The organism is Pseudomonas sp. ICMP22404 (assembly GCF_006227205.1).
Lineage (GTDB): Bacteria > Pseudomonadota > Gammaproteobacteria > Pseudomonadales > Pseudomonadaceae > Aquipseudomonas.
Window position 1 is genome coordinate 684,326 of record NZ_VCNG01000001.1, and the last position, 22,167, is coordinate 706,492.

19 protein-coding genes are annotated in these 22,167 nt (G+C 60.4%); 13 read left to right on the forward strand and 6 right to left on the reverse strand.

Translation table 11 applies throughout. From position 1 onward, the window contains the following. Positions 1–137: 137 nt before the first annotated feature. On the reverse strand, positions 138–1,088 hold the full coding sequence (locus FGE05_RS03135) for a homoserine kinase (protein ID WP_139641453.1): 951 nt from the start codon (positions 1,086–1,088) through the stop codon (positions 138–140). 55 nt (positions 1,089–1,143) lie between these two features. Then, entirely contained in the window at positions 1,144–1,434 is a 291-nt protein-coding gene (locus FGE05_RS03140; RefSeq protein ID WP_139641455.1) for a DUF2782 domain-containing protein, read from the reverse strand. Positions 1,435–1,508: 74 nt separating this feature from the next. Between FGE05_RS03140 and polA the strand changes: the two genes are divergently transcribed. Then, positions 1,509–4,277 (forward strand): DNA polymerase I, encoded by a 2,769-nt coding sequence (gene polA, locus FGE05_RS03145; RefSeq protein ID WP_139641456.1) that lies wholly within the window; start codon positions 1,509–1,511, stop codon positions 4,275–4,277. 304 nt (positions 4,278–4,581) lie between these two features. On the opposite strand, the gene yihA is transcribed toward polA, so the two are convergent. Further along, positions 4,582–5,223 carry a ribosome biogenesis GTP-binding protein YihA/YsxC gene (gene yihA, locus FGE05_RS03150; protein WP_041020741.1) on the reverse strand — a complete coding sequence of 214 codons (642 nt, stop codon included), beginning with the start codon at positions 5,221–5,223 and terminating at the stop codon, positions 4,582–4,584. A 191-nt stretch (positions 5,224–5,414) separates the two neighbouring features. Between yihA and FGE05_RS03155 the strand changes: the two genes are divergently transcribed. The 7 genes from FGE05_RS03155 (at position 5,415) to FGE05_RS03185 (ending at position 12,709) form a co-directional block, all read left to right on the forward strand. Beyond that, positions 5,415–5,705 carry a cytochrome c5 family protein gene (locus tag FGE05_RS03155; RefSeq protein ID WP_139641458.1) on the forward strand — a complete coding sequence of 97 codons (291 nt, stop codon included), beginning with the start codon at positions 5,415–5,417 and terminating at the stop codon, positions 5,703–5,705. Positions 5,706–5,751: 46 nt separating this feature from the next. Further along, a complete protein-coding gene (locus tag FGE05_RS03160) occupies positions 5,752–6,363 on the forward strand; it encodes a cytochrome c (protein ID WP_139641460.1) in 612 nt (203 codons plus the stop codon). Between the two features lie 196 nt (positions 6,364–6,559). Next, positions 6,560–7,204 carry a thiol:disulfide interchange protein DsbA/DsbL gene (locus FGE05_RS03165; RefSeq protein WP_139641462.1) on the forward strand — a complete coding sequence of 215 codons (645 nt, stop codon included), beginning with the start codon at positions 6,560–6,562 and terminating at the stop codon, positions 7,202–7,204. Between the two features lie 14 nt (positions 7,205–7,218). Then, positions 7,219–8,097, forward strand: a complete 879-nt coding sequence (locus tag FGE05_RS03170) for an endonuclease/exonuclease/phosphatase family protein (protein WP_139641464.1) — start codon at positions 7,219–7,221, stop codon at positions 8,095–8,097. Then, positions 8,094–10,136 (forward strand): diguanylate cyclase, encoded by a 2,043-nt coding sequence (locus FGE05_RS03175; RefSeq protein WP_139641466.1) that lies wholly within the window; start codon positions 8,094–8,096, stop codon positions 10,134–10,136. Before FGE05_RS03170 ends, FGE05_RS03175 begins: the two co-directional genes overlap by 4 nt. Before the next feature lie 103 nt (positions 10,137–10,239). Continuing rightward, the gene (locus FGE05_RS03180; RefSeq protein ID WP_139641468.1) at positions 10,240–11,019 is read left to right on the forward strand and encodes an N-acetylmuramoyl-L-alanine amidase; all 780 of its coding nucleotides are present in this window, start codon (positions 10,240–10,242) and stop codon (positions 11,017–11,019) included. Positions 11,020–11,095: 76 nt separating this feature from the next. Beyond that, positions 11,096–12,709 carry an EAL domain-containing protein gene (locus tag FGE05_RS03185; protein WP_139641470.1) on the forward strand — a complete coding sequence of 538 codons (1,614 nt, stop codon included), beginning with the start codon at positions 11,096–11,098 and terminating at the stop codon, positions 12,707–12,709. A 12-nt stretch (positions 12,710–12,721) separates the two neighbouring features. Here FGE05_RS03185 and FGE05_RS03190 read toward each other — a convergent pair whose 3' ends face one another. Continuing rightward, positions 12,722–14,512, reverse strand: a complete 1,791-nt coding sequence (locus FGE05_RS03190) for an ATP-binding protein (protein WP_139641472.1) — start codon at positions 14,510–14,512, stop codon at positions 12,722–12,724. A 10-nt stretch (positions 14,513–14,522) separates the two neighbouring features. Further along, on the reverse strand, positions 14,523–15,869 hold the full coding sequence (algB, locus tag FGE05_RS03195; RefSeq protein ID WP_139641474.1) for a sigma-54-dependent response regulator transcription factor AlgB: 1,347 nt from the start codon (positions 15,867–15,869) through the stop codon (positions 14,523–14,525). A 437-nt stretch (positions 15,870–16,306) separates the two neighbouring features. Here algB and FGE05_RS03200 point away from each other — a divergent pair, with 437 nt between their 5' ends. The 5 genes from FGE05_RS03200 to FGE05_RS03220 all read left to right on the forward strand — a co-directional run bounded on the left by FGE05_RS03200 (position 16,307) and on the right by FGE05_RS03220 (position 20,792). Then, complete coding sequence (locus tag FGE05_RS03200) at positions 16,307–16,594, forward strand: hypothetical protein (protein WP_139641476.1); 288 nt, start codon at positions 16,307–16,309, stop codon at positions 16,592–16,594. Between the two features lie 80 nt (positions 16,595–16,674). After that, entirely contained in the window at positions 16,675–16,839 is a 165-nt protein-coding gene (locus FGE05_RS03205; RefSeq protein ID WP_003177151.1) for a DUF1328 domain-containing protein, read from the forward strand. Between the two features lie 2 nt (positions 16,840–16,841). Beyond that, a complete protein-coding gene (locus FGE05_RS03210; RefSeq protein WP_139641478.1) occupies positions 16,842–17,306 on the forward strand; it encodes an inhibitor of vertebrate lysozyme family protein in 465 nt (154 codons plus the stop codon). 702 nt (positions 17,307–18,008) lie between these two features. Then, a complete protein-coding gene (gene gltP / locus FGE05_RS03215) occupies positions 18,009–19,340 on the forward strand; it encodes a glutamate/aspartate:proton symporter GltP (protein WP_139641480.1) in 1,332 nt (443 codons plus the stop codon). Between the two features lie 222 nt (positions 19,341–19,562). Continuing rightward, positions 19,563–20,792, forward strand: a complete 1,230-nt coding sequence (locus FGE05_RS03220) for a nucleoside recognition domain-containing protein (RefSeq protein ID WP_139641482.1) — start codon at positions 19,563–19,565, stop codon at positions 20,790–20,792. 201 nt (positions 20,793–20,993) lie between these two features. On the opposite strand, the gene FGE05_RS03225 is transcribed toward FGE05_RS03220, so the two are convergent. Further along, complete coding sequence (locus FGE05_RS03225) at positions 20,994–22,001, reverse strand: DUF5924 family protein (protein WP_139641484.1); 1,008 nt, start codon at positions 21,999–22,001, stop codon at positions 20,994–20,996. Between the last annotated feature and the right edge of the window lie 166 nt (positions 22,002–22,167).

Genomic DNA, 22,167 nt, shown 5'->3' on the forward strand with positions numbered 1-22,167 from the left:
GGGTAAAACACAAGCAAGCCTTGCTCCCACAGGGTAAAACACAGGCAAGCCTTGCTCCCACAGGGTAAAACACAGGCAAGCCTTGCTCCCACAGAGTAAACACAGACCTGTGGGAGCAAGGCTTGCCCGCGATGCTTTTACAGGGCAAAAGGCAGCGGTGTATGAACGTCCTGCCGCTGCGCCAACCGCTGCTGAAACTCCATCGGATCGTGGATCAACACGTCCTGTCCGGCAAAGGATTCGGCGGCGATCAGACGCGACAGCCAGAACCGCACGCACGCCACACGCAGCATGGTCTGCCAAAGTTCGGCTTCGGCGGCGGTGAAGGGGCGCAGCGCCGCGTAAGCGCCCAGCAACGCCCGCGCCCTCGGGCCGTCGAGCACACCGTCGTCATCCGAACACCAATCGTTCAGGGCAATGGCGACGTCATACAGCATCGGCCCGGAGCAGGCGTTGTAGAAGTCGATCAGCCCGGTCAGGTGCGTGCCTTCGAACATGGCGTTATCGCGGAACAGGTCCGCATGGATGTTGGCGCGGGGCAGCGCCAGGATGCCGGTCTTCTGCAGCGAAATTTCGTCCAATGCTGCCTGCAGCAGCCGACGAGGCTCGGTTTCGAGGTGTGACAGCAGCTTTGCGCCCTCCTCTTGCATCCAGTCCAGGCCGCGATCGGTCTTGCGCTTGATCATGTTGTCCCGGGTGGCCAGGTGCAGATGCGCCAGCAACTCGCCAACCTGGGCGCAATGCTGCACATTGGCCTGCTTGATATGTTTGCCGGCCAGGCGCGGTTGCAGCAGCGCAGGTTTGCCGGCCAGCTCCCTGAGCGCAACGCCGTCGGTGGTGCGCAACGCATAAGGCACCGGCAGGTCGGCCTCATGCAGCACGTCCAGCAGTTCGATGAAGAACGGCATTTCCTGCACCGGGCCGCGCTCCACCAGGGTCAGGACGAATTCGCCCTGCTCCAGGCTGATAAAGAAATTGGTGTTTTCGCTGCCAGCGGCGATCCCCTGGAAATCAAGCAGGCGGCCGAGCCCGTAAGGGGCAAGAAAGGTTTCCAGCTCGGGCCGAGCCAGGGGGGTGAACACAGACATGGTTAAAACTGCCAGTACGGGCGCCCTTCAGCGGGCGCCGGTTGAAATTAGGAAACTATTTCCACTCAAAGATCTTCCATGACGGGATCAGCATATCCGGTTGGTCCGAACGGATGAAGTTTGCATCAGTGCCGTCGGCGCGCACCAGGAAATAAGGCTTGCCGTGCTTGGGCGTGACCTTGATCGCATACAGGAAACCGTTTTGCCGGTACTCCTGGATGGTTTTATCGCCTTCCGTGCGAATGGTGACGTCCGGGTCCGCGGAAGGTGCCTCGTCCGCCGCCATGACGGTAAGCGGAGTGATCGCAAACAAGCCAGCCAGTAACAGGCGATTTAGTGTACGCATGATAACCTTGTCCCTTTGTCGTCAACGGTCCCGCTATTCTAGCCCCGGACCCGCCGAAAAGGTTGATCCTGCTCATGAGCCAAGCCCCCCTCGTCCTGGTGGACGGTTCTTCTTATCTGTACCGCGCGTTTCACGCGCTGCCACCGCTGACCACGTCCAAAGGCCTGCCGACCGGTGCGGTCAAGGGCGTGCTGAACATGCTCAAGAGCCTGCGCAAGCAGTACCCGGACAGCCCGTTTGCCGTGGTGTTCGACGCCAAGGGTGGGACGTTTCGCGATGCGCTGTACGCCGAGTACAAGGCCAATCGCCCGAGCATGCCCGACGACATGCGCGTGCAAATCGAGCCGCTGCATGCCAGCGTCAAGGCCCTGGGCTTCCCGCTCCTGTGTGTGGACAACGTCGAAGCCGACGACGTGATTGGCACCCTGGCCCGCAGCAGCGCCGCAGCCGACCGCCCGGTGGTGATCTCCACCGGTGACAAGGACATGGCTCAATTGGTCGACGGGCACATTACCTTGGTCAATACCATGACCGGTAGCTCGCTGGACGTGGCTGGCGTAAAGGAGAAATTTGGTGTCGCTCCGGAGCAGATCATCGATTATCTGGCATTGATGGGCGATTCTTCCGACAACATCCCGGGCGTTCCGGGGATCGGGCCGAAGACTGCCTCCGGCTTGCTGGTGGGAGTCAACGGCGGCCTGACCGAGCTGTATACGCAGCTGGACATCGTTCCCACGCTGCCGATTCGCGGCGCCAAGACCCTGCCCGCCAAGCTCGAAGAACATAAGGAAATGGCGTTTCTTTCCTACGAGCTGGCGACCATCAAGACTGACGTGCCGCTGGATGTTGGCCTCGACGATCTGCAAATGGGCCCACCGGACCACGACAAACTTGCCGAGCTGTACACCCTGCTGGAGTTCAAGAGCTGGTTCGAAGAAAACCAGCGGGACGCCAAGCGTGCCGGCCAGGAGATCGTCGAAGTGGCCGACGAACAACCGGGCGGCGACGAAGCGAAGTACGAAGTCATTCTCGATCAGGCGCGCTTCGATGCCTGGCTGGCCAAGCTCGAGCAAGCGCCGCTGTTTGCGTTCGTCACGGAAACCAACGGTGACGATCCGCAACATGCGCAACTGGTCGGGTTGTCGTTTGCCGTGGCGGCCCATGAGGCGGCCTACATTCCGCTGACCCATTCCTACATGGGCGTGCCGGAGCAGCTTGATCGCGACACGGTACTCAAGGCCCTCAAGCCCCTGCTGGAAAACCCCGACAAGCTCAAGGTCGGTCAGCATGCCAAGTTCGAGACCAATATCCTGGCCAACTGCGCCATTGGTGGCGATCAGAACAACGGCATCCTGGTTCAAGGCATTGCCTTCGACACCATGCTGGAGTCCTACGTGCTGGACTCCACCGCGACCCGTCACGACATGGACAGCCTGGCACTCAAGTACCTGGGCCAAAGCAAGACCGATTTCCAGGACATCGCTGGCAAAGGGGTCAAACAGCTGACTTTCGACCAGATTTCCCTGGAACTGGCCGGCCCGTACGCCGCTGAAGATGCCGACGTAACGTTCCGTTTGCACCAGGCCTTGCAGGAAAAACTGGCGGCGATCCCGAGCCTGGGCAAAGTGCTCACCGAGATAGAAATGCCGCTGATGCCGGTGCTGGCGCGCATCGAGCGCCAGGGGGCATTGGTCGATGCCAACCTGCTGGGCGTGCAGAGCGTCGAGCTGGGCGAGAAGCTGGTGGCCTTGGAGCGTGAGGCGTTTGCCATCGCCGGCGAGGAATTCAACCTCGGCTCGCCCAAGCAATTGGGTGTGATCCTGTACGAAAAGCTCGGTTTGCCGGTGCTCAGCAAAACCGCCAAGGGCCAGGCATCCACGGCCGAAGCGGTGCTCGCCGAACTGGCCGAGCAGGACTACCCGCTGCCCAAGGTGCTGATGCAGTACCGCTCGCTGAGCAAGCTCAAGAGCACCTATACCGATCGCCTGCCGGAGCAGATCAACAGCCGCACCGGCCGCGTCCACACCAATTATCAACAAGCCGTTGCCGCGACCGGACGACTGTCGTCCATCGATCCGAACCTGCAGAACATTCCAATCCGTACCGCTGAAGGTCGGCGGATCCGACAGGCGTTCGTCGCACCGAAAGGCTACAAGCTGCTGGCGGCGGACTACTCGCAGATCGAATTGAGGATCATGGCGCACCTGGCCAAGGATGAAGGTCTGCTCCACGCGTTCCGCAACGACCTGGACGTGCACCGGGCCACTGCCGCCGAGGTGTTCGGCGTCGAGCTGGAGGCCGTCAGCCATGACCAGCGTCGCAGCGCCAAGGCGATCAACTTCGGCTTGATCTACGGCATGAGCGCCTTCGGTCTCGCCAAACAGATCGGTGTTGATCGCAAGCAGTCCCAGGCCTACATCGATCGCTACTTCGCCCGCTATCCGGGTGTGCTGGAGTATATGGAGCGCACCCGCGCCCAGGCCGCCGAACAGGGGTTTGTCGAAACCATTTTCGGCCGTCGGTTGTACCTGCCGGACATCAACGCGAAGAACCCGGCGCTGCGCAAGGGGGCTGAGCGCACGGCCATCAACGCACCGATGCAAGGCACCGCGGCCGACATCATCAAGAAAGCGATGGTGGCCGTGGATCGCTGGTTGACGACCTCAGGGCTGGATGCCCGGGTGATTCTGCAGGTGCACGACGAACTGGTGCTGGAAGTACGGGAAGACCTGGTCGAACAGGTCAGCAAGGACATTCGCCAGTACATGAGCGCCGCCGCCACGCTGGACGTGCCGCTGCTGGTGGAAGTGGGCGTGGGCGACAACTGGGATGAGGCGCACTGAGGCGTGACGAACTTCCGAGGGGCTGCTTTGCAGCCCAGCGGGGATAAATCCCCTCGCCACAATGGAATGTCATTGCCTGCGAGGGGTGAGTAAGAAATTTCCTAAGGGCATTTCAAAAATAATCTGAACTAAACCCATGAAATGCCACTCAGAGATTCTGAATGGCTGGTGAAGCCCTTCAATGCTCCTATGTTGTGTTAAGTGTTGGCAGATATCTGGACCCCGCCCTAGCGGTCCGGAACTTGGACCCCGAACTTCCCCCTCCCCATACGAAGTCCGGGGTTTTTTTTGCCTGCGATTTGGCTTATTCGGCCTCTTCGCTGCCCTTGTCCGCCAGCTCCATCCAATCGGCCAGCACGGTGTAGGCTTCTTCCAGGCCCATGCGCTTGGGTGCCGAGAACAGCTGGATGGTGATTGCGTCGCCCCAGCCTTTGCGGATTTCCGACTGCACTTTGAGCAGCGTGTTCTTGGCCGCACCGTAGGTGAGCTTGTCCGCTTTGGTCAGCAGGATGTGCATGGGCATGCCGCTGGCGACCGCCCAATCGAGCATCAGCGTGTCGAAGTCGGTCATCGGATGGCGGATGTCCATCATCAGGATCAAACCCTTCAAACTCTCGCGGCTGCCCAGATAGGCTTCCAGGTGACGCTGCCAGTGTTGCTTGAGCGGAATCGGCACCTTGGCATAGCCGTAGCCGGGAAGGTCGACCAAACGGCGTTCATCGTCTAGCTTGAAGAAGTTCAACAGCTGCGTGCGCCCCGGGGTTTTCGAGGTACGTGCCAGGCTTGCGTGGGTCAAGGTGTTCAGTGCGCTGGATTTGCCGGCGTTGGAACGCCCGGCAAACGCCACTTCGTAGCCTTCGTCGTCGGGGCATTGATCGACTTTGGCGGCGCTGAGCATGAAGGTGGACTGTTGGCACAGGCCAAGGATGGGGTTCTTCAGTTGCATGGGATTTCCGATGTGGGCGGCGTCGGGAATGGACGCGGCAAGCTGTGTCGTTTCCGTTTCAGTGACGCCAGTATATAATGCCGCAGATTTTGTGTGCGCTTTGTCCCAGCGAAGGATGAGGCTCACGAGAGCGATCGACCTAAATTGCGCATCAGAACGCAGCTTGCTCTCAACCCTGAAAAGGTCGTTTTATGACGAAATGGCTGCTAGCTGCCGGTGTCCTGATACCGCTTTACAGCGCTCAGGCTACACAGGATCCGGAAGCTGTGTACAACCGTGTTTGTGGTGCCTGTCATTCCGGCCAACTCCCAACGGCGCCCCGCAAGGGCGATCAGGAAGCTTGGACGCCGAGGTTGGCGAAAGGTATGGGGACGCTGGTGCAACACGTGACCCAGGGTTTCAAGGCGATGCCGCCGCGTGGTTTGTGCATGGACTGCAGTGCCGAGGATTACCGAGCCATCATCCAGTGGATGAGCGAGTAAACCCGGTCCATAACTCTTTAACCCTTAGCCGTAGTTGGATTAGCTGATGAACAAACTGATCGTGAGTCTGCTGTTGACCTTGGGGATATCCGGCGTAGCCCACGCCGCTGGCGATGCCGCCGCCGGCCAGGCGAAAGCCGCCGTATGCGGGGCCTGCCATGGGCCGGATGGCAACAGCGCAGCGCCAAACTTTCCGAAACTGGCGGGCCAGGGCGAACGCTACCTGACCAAGCAATTGCACGACATCAAGTCGGGCAAGCGTACCGTTCTGGAAATGACTGGCCTGCTGACCAACCTGAGCGATCAGGATCTGTCGGACATCGCCGCTTACTTTGCCAGCCAGAAAGGCAGCATCGGCGCCGCCGACCAGAAACTGGTGGCCCGCGGTGAGAAGCTGTTCCGTGGCGGTGATCTGGACAAAGGCCTGCCGGCCTGCACCGGTTGCCATTCGCCGAACGGTGCCGGTAACGCCGCTGCCGGCTTCCCGCACCTGGGAGGCCAGCATGCCCAATACGTAGCCAAGCAACTGACCGATTTCCGCAAGGAAGAAGGCGGTCGTGCCAACGACGGCGACGCGATGACCATGCGCACCATCGCCCGCAAGCTGAGCGACGAAGATATCGCCGCTGTCGCCAGCTACATCCAGGGCCTGCACTAAGGTCTTTGAGCGGCGTTGCGGGAGCTGTACACCGCTTGTAACGTTAACGCTCGATTAATCTGTCGATGCAAGCATCAAAAGGGTGGCTTTGGCCGCCCTTTTTTGTGGCCGCTGCCGTTACACTAAGAACTTGAACCCGCCGTGGTCTGTCTGAAAGCACACCTCGCGAGGCCACCTATTTGTCCAGGAGTAAAGCATGCGTAATCTGATCATCAGCGCCGCGCTCGTCGCCGCCAGCCTGTTCGGCATCGGCGCTCAAGCCAACGCCGAGGAATCGAAGGCCCCTTACGTCGAATTGAGCAACCCGGTTCCGGTAGCCGTGCCCGGCAAGATCGAAGTGGTGGAGCTGTTCTGGTATGGCTGCCCGCATTGCTACGCTTTCGAGCCGGTGATCAATCCATGGGTCGATAAGCTGCCTTCGGACGTGAACTTCGTTCGCATCCCTGCCATGTTTGGCGGCCCGTGGGATGCCCATGGCCAGATGTTCCTGACCCTCGAGGCCATGGGCGTCGAGCACAAGGTTCACGCTGCGGTGTTCAACGCGATCCAGAAAGAACATAAGAAGCTGACTGACAAAAGTGACATGGCAGACTTCCTGGCAACCCAGGGCGTAGACAAGGAGAAATTCCTGGCGACCTTTGACTCTTTCGCCGTGAAGGGCCAAATCGTCAAAGCCAAGGAGCTGGCGAAGAAGTACGAGATCACCGGCGTACCAACCATGATCGTCAACGGTAAATACCGCTTTGATATCGGCTCTGCCGGCGGCGCTGACGAAGCGCTGCAACTGGCCGACAAGCTGATCGCCAAAGAGCGAGCGACGACCAAGGCTGCTGCCAACTAAGCGCGGCCCACGCCATGGCTCGCTGGAGCACCGAACGCATCGTTGGCCTGCATGAGCCGCGGGTCAACGAGCATCATGTCGCGTCCACTGGCCTGCCCGCCGACAGTCGCTTGCGGCTGCTCAGCTTCAACATCCAGGTGGGTATCAGCACCGAACGCTACCGACATTACCTGACCCGGGGTTGGCAGCATCTGCTGCCCCATCCCGGGCGTGCCGGTAACCTGCAGAAAATCGGCGACCTGTTGAAGGATTTCGACCTGGTGGCCTTGCAAGAGGTCGATGGCGGCAGCCTGAGGTCAGGTTACGTCAACCAGGTGGAGTATCTGGCCCAACTGGGTGCGTTCCCCTACTGGTATCAGCAACTCAATCGCAACCTCGGCCGTCTCGCCCAGCACAGCAATGGTGTGTTGAGTCGCCTGCGGCCCTGGGCGATCGAAGACCATCCGCTGCCGGGCCCCAAGGGGCGCGGAGCGATCCTGGCGCGCTTCGGCGAAGGTCCGGAGGCATTGGTCGTGGTCATGATGCACCTGGCCCTCGGGGCGCGTACCCGGACGATGCAACTGGCCTATATCCGTGAATTGATCGGTGGGTATAAACATCAGGTGCTGATGGGCGACATGAACACCCACGCCAACGACCTGTTGCAGACGTCGCCCCTGCGCGACCTCGGCCTGCTCGCGCCCCAACTCGAAGCGACATTCCCCAGCTGGCGCCCCCAGCGCTGCCTGGACCATATTCTGCTGAGCCCGACCCTGACCCTTGAGCGTGTCGAGGTCCTGGCCCAGCCCATTTCCGATCACCTGCCGGTTGCAGTCGAAATTCGTCTACCGGGTTCGCTCACGGCCGACGCATTTCCTGCGCTGAGTTCTGCCCCTTGCGGACCCGATGAATGAGCGACGACGCCGAACGCTGGAGAGAGAAGTACCTCAAGAGCATTGAGCAACAGGAAAAGCTGGAGCGCCGCTGGGATGCCCGGCTCGACTTGCTGCGCCGTGGCCTGGTGCGCAGCACCCTGGCCGCCGAGGGCACGGACCGGGCCGTTGATCAATGCATGAAAGAGATGCGCGAAGTGGTGCGCACCGATGACATGGATGCCGCCCTCGCCGCCCTGTTGCCACGCTTGGAAAAAGCCGTGCTGGATTCCGAGCAGCGCCGCGAGACCCGGGTCGAACAGATGAGCACCGCATTGACCGCGCTGGTCGCTCAGTTGCAGACCCTGCCACTGCCGAAAGACGTGCGTCGGCCGCTGAAAAAGTTTGCCAAACAACTGGAGGCACGTGTCGACCAGGCCCGGGAAATTCCCCTGTTGCTCAGCGAGTTGAGCAGCTTGCAGGGCAAGGCGCTGGATGCATTGGAGATGCCTGCCGAAGCGAGTCGTCCCGGCCTGCTGCAACGGCTGTTTGGGGGGCATGGTCACGAAGATACGATCCCTCAGTCGCAGGCGGCCGCTCCGGACAAGGGTGTGCTTGTACCCCCGGCGTCCTCGCCCGAAGCGCCCCCGCCCCCGCCCGTGCCGATGCAGCCGACAACCGTTGCTGCCCCCGTCATGCCGACCGTGGAGCAGACCCGGCCCGTCGATGAGCCCCCCGAACCGGTTGCCTTCATTCCGCCAATCCTCGACCCCGTTCCGAAGTCTGGCACCGACATCGCGCCGTCGGCCCCCGAACCAGAGAAAACGGCTGGGCCAGCAACCCCTGTCACGGAGCCCGCGGCTGCCGCGGCTGCGCTGGATAATCCCGATGAGCTGATGCCCGAGGCGCCATCACCCGTACTGGAGGAAGCACCGTCCCCTGACACAGAAGCTGATGAGCCTCCGACCACCGTCGAGCCGTTGCCCGTTGATCCGGATGAGGCCCATTACGCCCTGCCCGACTCCCCGGAGCCCTCCTACAGTTCGGTGGCGAAGCACATCGAAGACACCCTGCTGGGCCTGCTGGGTGACCTCACCCTGCCTGAGCGGCATCGCCCTCAAGCCGAGGCCATGGGGGAACGTCTTCGAAACGGTTTGAACTGGTACGAGTTATTGCCGATTCTCGACGACTTCGCGACGCTCATGTTGGCCATCACCGACAGTGGCCAGCATGAGTTCGAGGCGTATCTGCAGCGCCTCAATGATCGGTTGGAGTCGTTCCAGAGCAGCTTGCGCGCGGCCAGTGAAGGCCACGCCGACAACCTCTCGGCTTCCAGGGTAATGGACACCCAGATTCGTGAGCAGGTCGATGGTCTGCAAAGCAGCATGCAGGAAGCCGACGACCTGGAGGGACTCAAGCAGGTGCTGGAGAACCATCTGGAAGGCCTGCTCGGTACCATGGACCAGCACCAGAAGCAGCGTGACCAGCGCGAGCAAGAGGTTGCCAGCCGCCTCAAGAGCTTGGCCGAGCGCGTCGCGGTGATGGAGCAGGAAGCCCAGGTCGTGCGTGAAAACCTTGAAGAGCAGCGACAAAAGGCATTGATTGACCCGCTCACCGGGTTGCCCAACCGCGCTGCCTGGACCGAGCGGCTTGAACACGAGGTCACCCAGTGGCAGCGACACGGCAACAGCTTGCTGCTGGCGATGCTCGACCTCGATCATTTCAAGCGGATCAATGACAACTACGGTCACCTGGCGGGTGATCGGGTGTTGAAGATTATCGCCACCGTGTTGCGCAAACGTCTGCGGGGCAGCGACTTCATCGCTCGTTTTGGCGGCGAGGAGTTTGTCTTGCTGGTGCCCGATACTCCCCTGGCGTCAGGTGCCAAGCTGGTTGAAGGCCTGCGGGCAGCCATCGAAGCCTGTCCGTTTCACTTCAAGGGTGAGCCGGTGACGATTACCGTATCCGTGGGCATGACCGCATTCAAAGCAGGCGAATACAGCGATCTGGTGCTTAAAAGAGCCGATCAGGCGCTTTATCGGGCGAAATCTGCGGGGCGTAACCGAGTGGAGCTGGGCTGAGGTCAATTGTTCCATTTTGCTTAAATCGGAAGGCAAGCCGGATCCTTGCACAGTGATACGTTACACTGTTGCATTATTCGTCATCCGTAGACGCATGTGCGCCATGAAAATTGTCTCGATCATTGTCTTTTTACTGACCCTGGCCGGTTGTGCCAGCGGTCCACGGCTTGATACCAGCCATCCGTCGGTCAATCAGGACAGCCGCATCCAGTTCGTCGTGGTGCATTACACCTCGGCTTCCCTGGAGCGGTCCCTCGCGCTGTTGACCCATGGCGAGGTCAGCGCCCATTACCTGATCGCCGACGACAAGGACGCGACCATCTATAAGCTGGTGGATGAAAGCCGGCGCGCCTGGCACGCCGGGGAAAGCGAATGGCAGGGGCGGACCTGGCTCAACTCCAGCTCCATCGGCATCGAGATCGTCAATCCGGGCTATGTCGACAGCCCCACCGGGCGTCTCTGGTACCCCTACAGCGAAGCCCAGATCCAGTCCCTGATCGCGTTGCTCAAGGACATCACCCGGCGCAACGCGATCAACCCGATCAACATCATCGGACACAGCGATATCGCCCCCCTGCGCAAACTTGATCCGGGGCCGTTGTTCCCGTGGAAGCGCCTGGCGGAAGCAGGCCTGGGCGTCTGGCCGGACGAACAGGCCGTGGCGCGCCAGCAGGCCTTCTTCCTGACGCAGCTGCCGAGCGCCACCTGGTTCCAGACCGAGTTGGCCCGCCTCGGCTACCCGACGCCCCGGACCGGCGAATGGGACGTGGCCACCCACCATGTGCTGGCTGCCTTCCAGATGCGTTATCGACCGACCCGGTTCGACGGTACGCCGGACGCGCAAAGTGCAGCGATCCTGCAGGTGCTCAACCAGACAAAATAATGACGCCTGTCCGACGGTAAAGGCTAAATCCAAATCAGCGGCTATAACTCATTGGTAACTTTCGGATTATCAATCGATGAAGGCTGCCCGCGAAACCCTGCAAAGCTGGCTGCATCGCCCTCTTTTCCTGGCGACGGTAGCGGCTGCACTGAGTACGGCGCTGTTGCTGGCGGGGAGCCTGTTCGTTGTCATGCAACAGACCCAGCAGCGCGAAAGCGACCAGATGAACGCCCAGGGTGAACGTTTCCTGCAACGGTTGGAACAGCTTTTCGGGCAGTTGCGCGAAAGCCTCGATGACCTGCAAAACCAACCGCTGCGCGGATGCGACGAGGAAATGGTCGCGACCTTGCAGCAGCTCAGCTTCAATTACCGCTTCGTCTACGAGGCGGTGTATGTCGACGGTCGCGGTGCCTGCTCCAGCCGTCCGCGCCAGAGCGGATTATCAGTCGCTCGTGCGCCCGACTTACGGGGGCCGACCTACAGTTATTGGCTCAACACCACCACCGAGCCCGACGAAAACCGCGCTGTATTAATGCTGGGGCGCGGTAACTTTCGGGTCGCCACCTCCAGGGGACACCTGACTGACGTGGTAGACCTGCCGCCCGGCAGCAGCCTGCTGGTGGTCCTGGACCATGGCGAGCGTGCCGTTCCCGTGCTGGGTACCGACCAATATTGGCCGCCCACCGAGCCTTGGCCGCCGAAAAACCGCAATGCCCTGCAAGTGACAGCCACCCGTCTGATCTATCGCATGCAGACCGACAGTCCGGAGTATCAGCTGGTGCTGATTGCCCAGCGCAACGGCTTTCATATTCCAGCCAACGCCTGGTGGATGCTGCCCACCAGCCTGATATTGGGCCTGGCGATCGGCTTCCTGGTGTTTCTCCTGGCGCGCCAGCGTCAATCCATGGATGTCGAGCTGCATGGGGCCATCCGGCGGGGTGAGTTCCAGGTGCTGTATCAGCCGATTTTCGACCTGCGCAACCGCAACTGTGTTGGTGCTGAAGCCTTGTTGCGCTGGCGACGACCGGACGGCACCCTGACCAGTCCGGATCTGTTCATCCCGATGGCGGAAGATACCGGGCAGATCCGCCAGATCACCGACTTTGTCTTGCACCGGCTGTTCGACCAGTTGGGTCAGCTGTTGCGGGCCAATCCGCAGCTCTATATTTCGGTGAACCTGGCGGCATGCGACGTGATGGTGCCACGCATCGGCGAAGTGATCGCCGGCTTGCTGGCGCGGCATCGGGTCTCGGCGCGGCAGATTGCCTTTGAAGTGACGGAGCGTGGGCTGATCGATGTGCTGGTTGCCAGGGATAACCTGCAATCGCTGCGTGATGTGGGCCATCAGGTGCTGATCGATGACTTCGGCACCGGCTATTGCAGCCTGGCTTACCTGCAAACCCTGCCGGTGGATTGTCTGAAAATCGACAAGGCCTTTATCGATGCCCTCGGCCACGATGCCGCCAGCAGCGGCGTGGCCCCGCACATCATTCGCATGGCCCACGCGTTGGAGCTGAAGGTGATTGCCGAAGGGATAGAACACGAGGCCCAGGCGTCATACCTGTGTAGCGAAGGCGTAACGTTTGGCCAGGGTTGGCTGTTTGCCCATGCCCTCAGTGCCGTGCAGCTCATTGAGCTGATTACCCGCGGCCGACGACGGCTCGGACGGCGGCTGGACGATGAGGCTTAGACGCGAACGGCCTCAAACCGTCAGCGCCATGTAGAACTGGGTGCCCTGTCCTGGCCTTGAGTAGACACCCATGCGCCCGCCATGGAGCTGAACGATCTCCTTGCACAGCGCCAGCCCGAGGCCTGCGCCACCTTTCTTGCGTCCGACCTGGACGAACGGTTCGAAGATCCGCCCCTGTTGACCATAAGCAATGCCTTCGCCGTTGTCTTCGACGCTGATAATCACCCGCTCGCCATGGCGCCGGCCCTGCAGGCGGATCTGGCCGTGGTCGCCGGTGTGACGCATGGCATTGTCGATCAGGTTATCCAGCACCCGCTCCAGCTGCGCCGCGTCGGCGTGCAGGCGCGGCAGCGGGCCCTGGATCGCCACGAGCAACTCGATGCCCTTGGCTTGGGCCTGGGCGGCAAATCGCAGGCGGGCCGCTTCCAGCAGGTCTTCGATGGAGCAAGGAGCCAAGGTCAGCTTTTGCAAACCGTTCTGGTAGCGAGAGAAGTTCAGCAGGTCATTGATGAGCTGCATCAACCGCTGCATTTCTTCATTGACGGTGTCGAGCAGGTCCGCCTCGCGGGATTCTTCAGGGAAATGGACGCGCTCGCGCAGCAGGCCGAACGCCATGTGCATGCCGGTCACCGGTGTACGCAGCTCGTGGGAAGCGCGCAGCACGAACTCACTGCGTACCCGTTCGAAGGCGCGCTGTTCGGTGACGTCGTGCAACACCATCACCGCCCCGAGAATATGCCCCTGGGTGTGGCTGACGGGCGTGAGGCTGTAGGTCAACAATCGGGATTCGCCATCGACCTCGATGCTCAGATCGTCTGGTGCTCGCTCCAGCGTTCCGCCGCGTAGCACCAGGTGCAATTCCTCATCCAGCTCAGGGCGTCCAAGCGCCTCGCCCAATCCCTGTCCCAGGCGCTCCTCGTCCCAGCCCAGTTGTCGTTGGGCGACCGGGTTCAGGTGCTCCAGCCGGCCCTGGCGGTCGATCATCAACAAGCCATCGTCGATGCTATCGAGTACCGCTTGCAGGCGCTGCTGGCCGGCCAACAACTCATCGACATTGGTGGCCTGATGCTCACGCAGTGCCTGGGCCATGATTCCGAAACGACGGGTCAGCAGGTTCAGTTCAGGGGCAGAGGAAACCGGCAGCGTCACTTCGAAGTTGCCCTGGCCAATGTCGTCCGCCGCCGAAACCAGCGCTTCGATCGGGGTCCCGAAACGCCGGGCGATGCCATGGGCCGTGATGAATCCGATGACCAGCACCGCCACTCCCACCAGGCCCAGCAGACCGGAAATCAGCAATGCCCGGTCACGGGCGCGGGTCTGGGTTTCGCTGATGTTGTTCAAGGCGTGCCGATAGCCTTCGATCAGCCCGTTGCGCAGTACATTGAATTTCTCAGTGAGGTTCTGGATACCCGTGAGCTGGGATGTCTGTTCACGCGAGTCTGTAAAGGCTTCAAGGAATTCAAGGTAGTCGGCCTTGGCCTGGGTGAAATTCGCGGTTGGCTCCTTCAGGCTCTGCTCGTGGGCGATGCCCTCCTCCAGAAGGCTGAAATATTGCCGCTTGGAGTCTTCGAGCGCGGCCAGGTCAGGTTTGTCATCGAGCATGATCATCAACTGGTCGCCCAGGGTCTGGCGCAGCTTGAGACCCAGGTCCAGCAGGATGAAGTTGTCGCGCACCGATTGTTCCTGGGTGTTGGCCATCTGCATCACACTGACCAAGCCAAGCAGCAATCCCAGCAAAGCCACTGTTATCAGGGCCGAGATACTGAGAAACAGTCGAGTGCGCAGCTTCATCGCCAGTTTCATAAGGTACCGCTCACAGGTTGTATTGCTTGCGTTTGCGATACAGCGTGGAGGCATCGATGCCCAGGGTCTTGGCCGCCTGGTCCAGCGTATCGGCCGTGGCCAGCACGGCACCGATGTGGGCCTTTTCCAGTTCATCCAGGCTCAGCGCGGCGCCGATGCGCGGTGCGTTGTTGACCGGTTGCTCGGCCATGCCCAAGTGACTGATCTCAACTTTTTCCTGGGGACAGATGATGCTGGCGCGCTCCACCACGTTACGTAGCTCCCGGATGTTGCCCGGCCAGCGATAGCCTAGCAGCGCTTCACGGGCCTCATCGCTGAATCCTCGCGCCGGACGGGCATATTCCTTGACGAAGCGGGCCAGGAAGCGGTCCGCCAGGGTCAGGATGTCTTCGGTGCGCTCGCGCAGCGGCGGCAAATGCAGGGTAATGACATTCAACCGGTACAGCAGGTCCTCCCGAAAACGTCCGTCGCGGACCATGTCTTCAAGGTTCAGGTTGGTCGCTGCAAGGATGCGCACATCCGCCCGGCGGGTGACCGGATCGCCGACCCGTTCGTATTCCTTGTCCTGGATGAAACGCAACAATTTCGGTTGCAGTGTGAGGGGAAAATCGCCGATCTCATCGAGAAACAGCGTTCCGCCGTCCGCCTGGCTGACCCGCCCCAGGGTGCTCTCGCTGGCGCCGGTGAATGCGCCACGGCTGTGACCGAACAGTTCACTTTCCATCAGCTCAGTCGTCAGCGACGGGCAATTGATGGTGACGCAGGATTTTTTCGCGCGTTTGCTCCAGCCATGAATCGCCCGGGCCAGTTCTCCCTTACCGGTACCGGACTCACCCAGAATCAGGATATTGGCATCGGTGCTGGCCACTTGACGGGCGGTTTCCAGCACCACTTTCATCGCCGGACTATGGGAGTCGAGGCCGTCCTTGGGTTTGCGTATCTCGCCTTCCAGCGCCTCCAGCCTTGCCGACAACTGGCGGACCTCCAGTTGCTTGGCGGTCGCCAGGCGCAATTGGTCCGGGCTGCATGGCTTGACCAGATAGTCGGCGGCACCGGCCTGGATCGCGTCCACCGCAGTGTCGACCGCCGAGTGGGCGGTGACGATCACCACGCGCATCCACGGTGCCTGAATGCGCATCTGGGCCAGCACATCGAGGCCGTTGTCTTCACCCAGGCGAAGGTCGAGAAAGCACAGGTCGAATACCTGGCGCTGCAACAAGGTATCGGCCTGGGCGGCGCTGTTGGCGGTGGCGACGGTATAGCCTTCGTCTTCCAGGCAATAGCGGAACGTACGCAGGATGGCGGACTCATCGTCTACCAGCAGAATGCGGCCTTGATGCTCGGTGGCTGATTCCATTTTTCCTACGCTCCTTTAATGAATGATGTTGGTTAGTGTCAGAAAAATCGGGCAAGTTGCATGGTCGATTCTGAGCGAATATTACCTATAGAAAGCGTCGTGGTGAGCTGTGGCGTCCTAACGACCTGATTTGCGTATATTTTTTTCAATTCGTCCGGGATGAGTGACCGGACCTGCCCATTCCGACCGCTGTTCACGGTCGGCAATTCAAAAAGAATCCGATCACCTTTCCCCCCTTCAGTCGTGCAATACGCACGACTGCGTTCAAGGCCATCGTGCAGGATGCGCTTTAGAGTTTTTGCATATCAGATGTAACTACCTGATTATAAAAGAGTTTTTCTCGATAAATTTCTGGCATGCCGTCTGCAATGGTCTAGTCATCGTGGCGTTAGAGCGCCTCAACCAGATCACCACCCGGGGTGGGGAGGAATTCCAGGATGAATTTGCAACGTGCCGCCCGATTACCCATCACCTCCCTGCACATTCAGCAGGGGTTGTGGGCCGTTCTGGCATTGCTGGTGACCCTCGTGGTGGGCCAGCAACTGCTCCTCTGGCACTACAGCCAGCAGCCCGAGCCGGCGCCGGTGTCGATTCATCGCGCTCCTCAAACCCACTTCAGTGCCGTCAGCAGCGTCTCGGAAGCATCCTCCTCGATGCGGATGATGGATGTGGATCAGGCTCAGCCGATCACCGACCTGCCCCGCCAGGAACGCTGGGTGTTTTAACCCGGTGACCGTGCGTCCGACGCGTCCGGAACCATTCCAAGCAGTCCCTAACTAAATAGAAAAGCGTAAGGAGAATCACCATGTTGAGCTGGGCAATTACCTTCCTGATCATTGCCATCATCGCTGCAGTCCTGGGCTTCGGTGGTATCGCCGGCACCGCCACGGGCATCGCCAAGATTCTCTTTGTCGTGTTCCTGGTGATGTTCATTGCCTCCTTCTTCTTTGGTCGTCGCGGCCGAGGCTGACCATGAACGCTGCATTAAAAGGACTGGCCGCCGCCCTGCTACTGGGCGGCAGTGCCATGGCAATGGCTGCCAATGACGGACAGATGCGGGTCAATCAACTGCTTGAGGCTGACACGCAATACCGTGAAACCTGGCAACACGTCGTCAAGAAAGAAGAGCGCCTGCCGGAATGGGTAATGAATCTGTCAGGCGATTCGGAACAGATGAATGCTGTCGAGGAAGACGGCGACAAATATCTCGTAGGGCCGCTGTGTGAAACTCAGGCGACGTGCCGCAATGAGCGTTTGTTCGTGGCTTTCAGTTTCGACAAGGACAAGGCCTACGCCTTGCTGGTGGAGGTACCTGCCGGGTTGCCTGCCGACAAGTCGCCAAGTCGTCATGCCAACTACCGCTTCCTCGGCAATCCCGATGAAGGTATGCAAGAACTGTTAATGGAACAACTCAAGAAAGATCCCAACTGGTACTAAGTTCTGGATAACGGGAAAAGCAGCCTTGCTTTTCCCCTGCACAGCCCGAGGAGGGCCGATGCATGACCAGGGGGCCGGGACGTTCTGACCGTTCAGGGTCGGAGTGACCTACGGGCACAAGGGGTGCCTGCGAAAGGGCCGGGTCAGGAAAAAAGCTGCGACGCAGGTTCGCGAAATCGAGACGGCTTGGCGAACCTGCGTAGAGCTTAACGGGCAAGAAGCCTGTTCCAGAGCGGCTGGTTATTCGAGCTTCACAACCGCCCATCCTATGCGGCATTTTGTCCCGTCACCTCTCTCTTTTCCCTGACGTCTGACCGTATATCGGAGAGCTTTCCAGCTCTCGCCGTTGCCCTCGGCTCGTCCGTGGGTATCCGTTTTATCGGTTTTCCCGACAGATGAAATAAAGCCCGGCTACGCTGAAACCGCCGCTTCACGGCATTTATGCCTGCTGAAATGTCGCATTCGAACCGCTTGGGATGCGGGTTTTATTTTGAAAATCTCATGCCGATTCGGCATAGGGTAGGCGTTTACGGCATTAGACGTGCCCCCCTCGCATCGCAATAGTTGCGCCTTTTTTCGCCCGCCAGTAAGCCGCCAGCGCGCGCTCGGGGTGACCTTATACGGGGGCAGGAGCACGATTCGTATCACCATGGGTGGTTCGATTTGTTTCTGTCCGAGTCCAATCGAAGTAAGGGTAACGATATGAAGAAGGCAAAATTAAGCCTCGCCTGGCAGATCCTCATCGGTCTCGTGCTCGGTATTGCACTGGGCGCGCTGCTCAACCACTTCAGTGCCGAGAAGGCCTGGTGGATCAGCAACGTGCTGCAACCGGCGGGCGATATCTTTATCCGTCTGATCAAGATGATCGTGATCCCGATCGTGATTTCCTCGCTGATCGTCGGCATCGCCGGGGTCGGTGACGCGAAGAAGCTTGGGCGGATCGGCCTCAAGACGATCCTCTACTTTGAAATCGTCACCACCATCGCCATTGTCGTCGGTCTGCTGCTGGCCAACTTCTTCCATCCGGGCAGCGGCATCGACATGAGCACCCTGGGCACGGTGGATATTTCCAAGTACCAGGCCACCGCCGCCGAAGTGCAGCATGAGCATGCCTTCGTCCAGACCATTCTCAATCTGATCCCGTCGAACATCTTCGCGGCGCTGACTCGTGGCGAGATGCTGCCGATCATTTTCTTCTCCGTACTGTTCGGCCTGGGTCTTTCCAGCCTGCAATCGGACCTGCGCGAGCCGCTGGTGAAGATGTTCCAGGGCGTGTCCGAAAGCATGTTCAAGGTCACCCACATGATCATGCAGTACGCCCCGATCGGTGTTTTCGCACTGATCGCGGTGACGGTCGCCAACTTCGGTTTCGCCTCTCTGCTGCCGCTGGCGAAACTGGTGATCCTGGTTTATGTCGCCATTGCCTTCTTCGCTTTCGTGGTGCTGGGGCTGATCGCCCGCCTGTTCGGCTTCTCGGTGATCAAGCTGATGCGCATCTTCAAGGACGAACTGGTACTGGCCTACTCCACCGCCAGCTCCGAAACCGTGTTGCCGCGTGTGATCGAGAAGATGGAAGCCTACGGGGCTCCGAAAGCCATCTGCAGCTTCGTGGTGCCGACCGGTTACTCGTTCAACCTCGACGGTTCGACGCTGTACCAGAGCATCGCGGCGATTTTCATCGCCCAGCTGTACGGCATCGATCTGTCCATCAGCCAGCAATTGCTGCTGGTGCTGACGTTGATGGTCACCTCCAAAGGCATCGCCGGCGTGCCGGGCGTGTCCTTCGTGGTATTGCTGGCGACCCTGGGCAGTGTCGGTATCCCGCTGGAAGGCCTGGCCTTCATCGCCGGTGTCGACCGTGTCATGGACATGGCCCGTACCGCATTGAACGTGATCGGTAACGCCCTGGCCGTGCTGGTCATCTCTCGCTGGGAAGGCATGTACGATGACGCCAAGGGCCAGCGCTACTGGAATTCCCTGCCGCACTGGCGCAGCAAGGAACCGCTGCCGGCCGGCGAGCCTTCCAGTCGCTGATCCGAAGTGTTGGTGAGAGCAAAAATACCTGTGGGAGCAAAGCTTGCTCGCGATAGCGATCTGTCAGCCTCATTGAGCCAGCAGACTTTGCGCTGATCGCGAGCAAGCTTTGCTCCCACAGGGAATGCGCTGTGTAACCTGTCTGAACCCCGGAGAAATCCGGGGTTTGTCGTTTCTGCCAGCCCCGCTATCATTCGCGGCATCTTCCGGGGGATTTAACTGATGCTCAATGGCCTGTGGCTTGGCTTCTTTATCGTGGCGGCCGTCTCGGCGCTGATGCAGTGGCTGGTGGGTGGCAACGCCGGCATCTTCGCGGCGATGGTGGAAAGCATCTTCGCCATGGCCAAGCTGTCGGTGGAGGTGATGGTCCTGCTGTTCGGTACCTTGACCCTGTGGCTCGGATTCCTGCGGATCGCCGAAAAGGCCGGCATCGTCGACTGGCTGGCCAAGGCCCTCGGCCCGCTGTTCCTGCGCCTGATGCCGGAAGTGCCGCCGGGCCACCCGGCCATTGGCCTGATCACCCTCAACTTCGCCGCCAACGGCCTGGGCCTGGACAACGCCGCTACCCCCATCGGCCTGAAGGCCATGCGCGCCCTGCAGGACCTGAACCCCAGCCCGACCATCGCCAGTAACGCGCAGATCCTGTTCCTGGTGCTCAATGCCTCGTCGCTGACGCTGCTGCCGGTGACGATCTTCATGTACCGCGCCCAGCAAGGCGCGCCGGACCCGACCCTGGTGTTCCTGCCGATCCTGCTCGCCACCAGTTGTTCGACCCTGGTGGGGTTGCTGTCGGTGGCGTTCATGCAGCGCCTGCGCCTGTGGGATCCGGTGGTGCTGGCTTACCTGATCCCCGGTGCGCTGGCGCTGGGCGGTTTCATGGCGTTGCTGGCAACGCTCTCGGCCACGGCCCTGGCGGGCTTGTCTTCGATTCTCGGCAATCTGACGCTGTTCGGCCTGATCATGCTGTTCCTGGTGGTGGGCGCCCTGCGCAAGGTCAAGGTGTACGAAGCATTCGTCGAGGGTGCCAAGGAAGGGTTCGACGTTGCCAAGAGCCTGCTGCCCTACCTGGTGGCGATGCTGTGCGCGGTGGGTGTACTACGGGCTTCGGGTGCCCTGGATTTCGGTCTGGACGGTCTCCGGCACCTGGTGCAGTGGGCCGGCTGGGACACGCGCTTCGTCGATGCCTTGCCGACGGCCATGGTCAAGCCGTTCTCCGGCAGCGCCGCCCGGGCAATGCTGATCGAAACCATGAAGACGTCCGGCGTGGACAGTTTTCCCGCCCTGGTGGCGGCGACGGTCCAGGGCAGCACCGAGACCACGTTCTATGTGCTGGCGGTGTACTTCGGGGCCGTGGGCATCCAGCGGGCGCGGCATGCGGTGGGCTGTGCGTTGCTGGCGGAACTGGCCGGAGTGCTGGGGGCCATCGGGGTCTGCTACTGGTTCTTCGGCTGACACCGAGTTTCTGTGGGAGCGGGCTTGCCCTAATGCAAGTCTGTCAAGCCACAAACCTAATGTGGGAGCCAAGCTTGCTCGCGATAGCGACAGACCAGTCACATTGTTGCTGACTGACTTACCGCAATCGCGAGCAAGCTTGGCTCCCACGGGTTTTGCGTCGTTTGATTCTTAGCTGACGGGTATCAGGGCTCGTCCTGCTCATTCGGTTACGTTGAAACGCAGCACCCCAATCATCTGTCCGTTCTCTGTCAGTACCCGTACCTGCCATTTGCCCGTCGGGTTATCCGGGAAATTCTGCTTGTGGGTCCAGGCGCGGTAGCCTTCCTTGCGTCCGCCATGGATGTCCAGGGCGATGCGGTCCACTTCTTTGCCGTTGAACTGCCAGACGTGATAGATCCGCTCATCCAGCCCACGCGGCGCATTGATGGCGGTATAGGCATACAGGCCATTGCCGCGGATCTGCGCGGCGCTGACTTCCTTGAGACTGTCACCGGGTGTGCGGTCTTCCAATTGCGTGCTGATCGCCACTTCGGTCATCCACAGCGTGGCCGGTGGTACCCAGGAGCGCAGCACCCACCCGGCGGCGCCAATGCCCAGGGTGATGCACAGGATTGCCAGTGCGTTACGTACGGTGCGGATCGGAAAGATCGAGGCCAGGCTCGGGAACGACAACAGCATGGCGATGCCCAGCGCCAGCTTGAAGCTCTGGTCGGTGGTCAGGTGCATGATGATCGGCAGCGCCGTGAGCAGGGCGGCGAACAGCGTCAGCGTATGCAACGCCAGGAACGCCCAGCGTCGGGGCGCCAGCCATTTGTAATACAGCGGATCGGTGATCGAAATCAGCCCTGACGCCCCCAGCAACCCGGTGAAAACCAACTGGCTGCTGTTCCAGGTGGTGGTAATCAGGAAAAACGGCAGGACAAAGAACAGGCTTTCCTGGTGAATCATCTGCGTGGCGTAACGCAGCAACGGCTGCGGTATTTCCCGCTTGAAAATTCGCGTGAACAGCCGGGTCAGACTGTTTTCCAGCATCAGCCAGAGCCAGCTCACCAGCATCAGGATGGCGATCCAGGTGGCCAGGCCCTGTTGGCGGTCCACCAATATGAAACTGCCGGCGCCGGAGATGAAACCGCCGAGCGCAATGACCCCGGGATAGCGCTTCATCAATTCAAGAATGCGCTGGATGTAATGAGTCAGGGTCTGCATTAGGCGGTTCACAGTAAGTCGTAGGAAATATCCCTGACAGAGTATCGTCCGGACACCTGTATGGCGAGGCTCGCATCCGCCTCTGTGGTCAGGGACTGTGGGAGCAAAGCTTGCTCGCGACGCAGGCGACGCTATTCAGAAAGACTTCATCAACTTCATCGCGGGC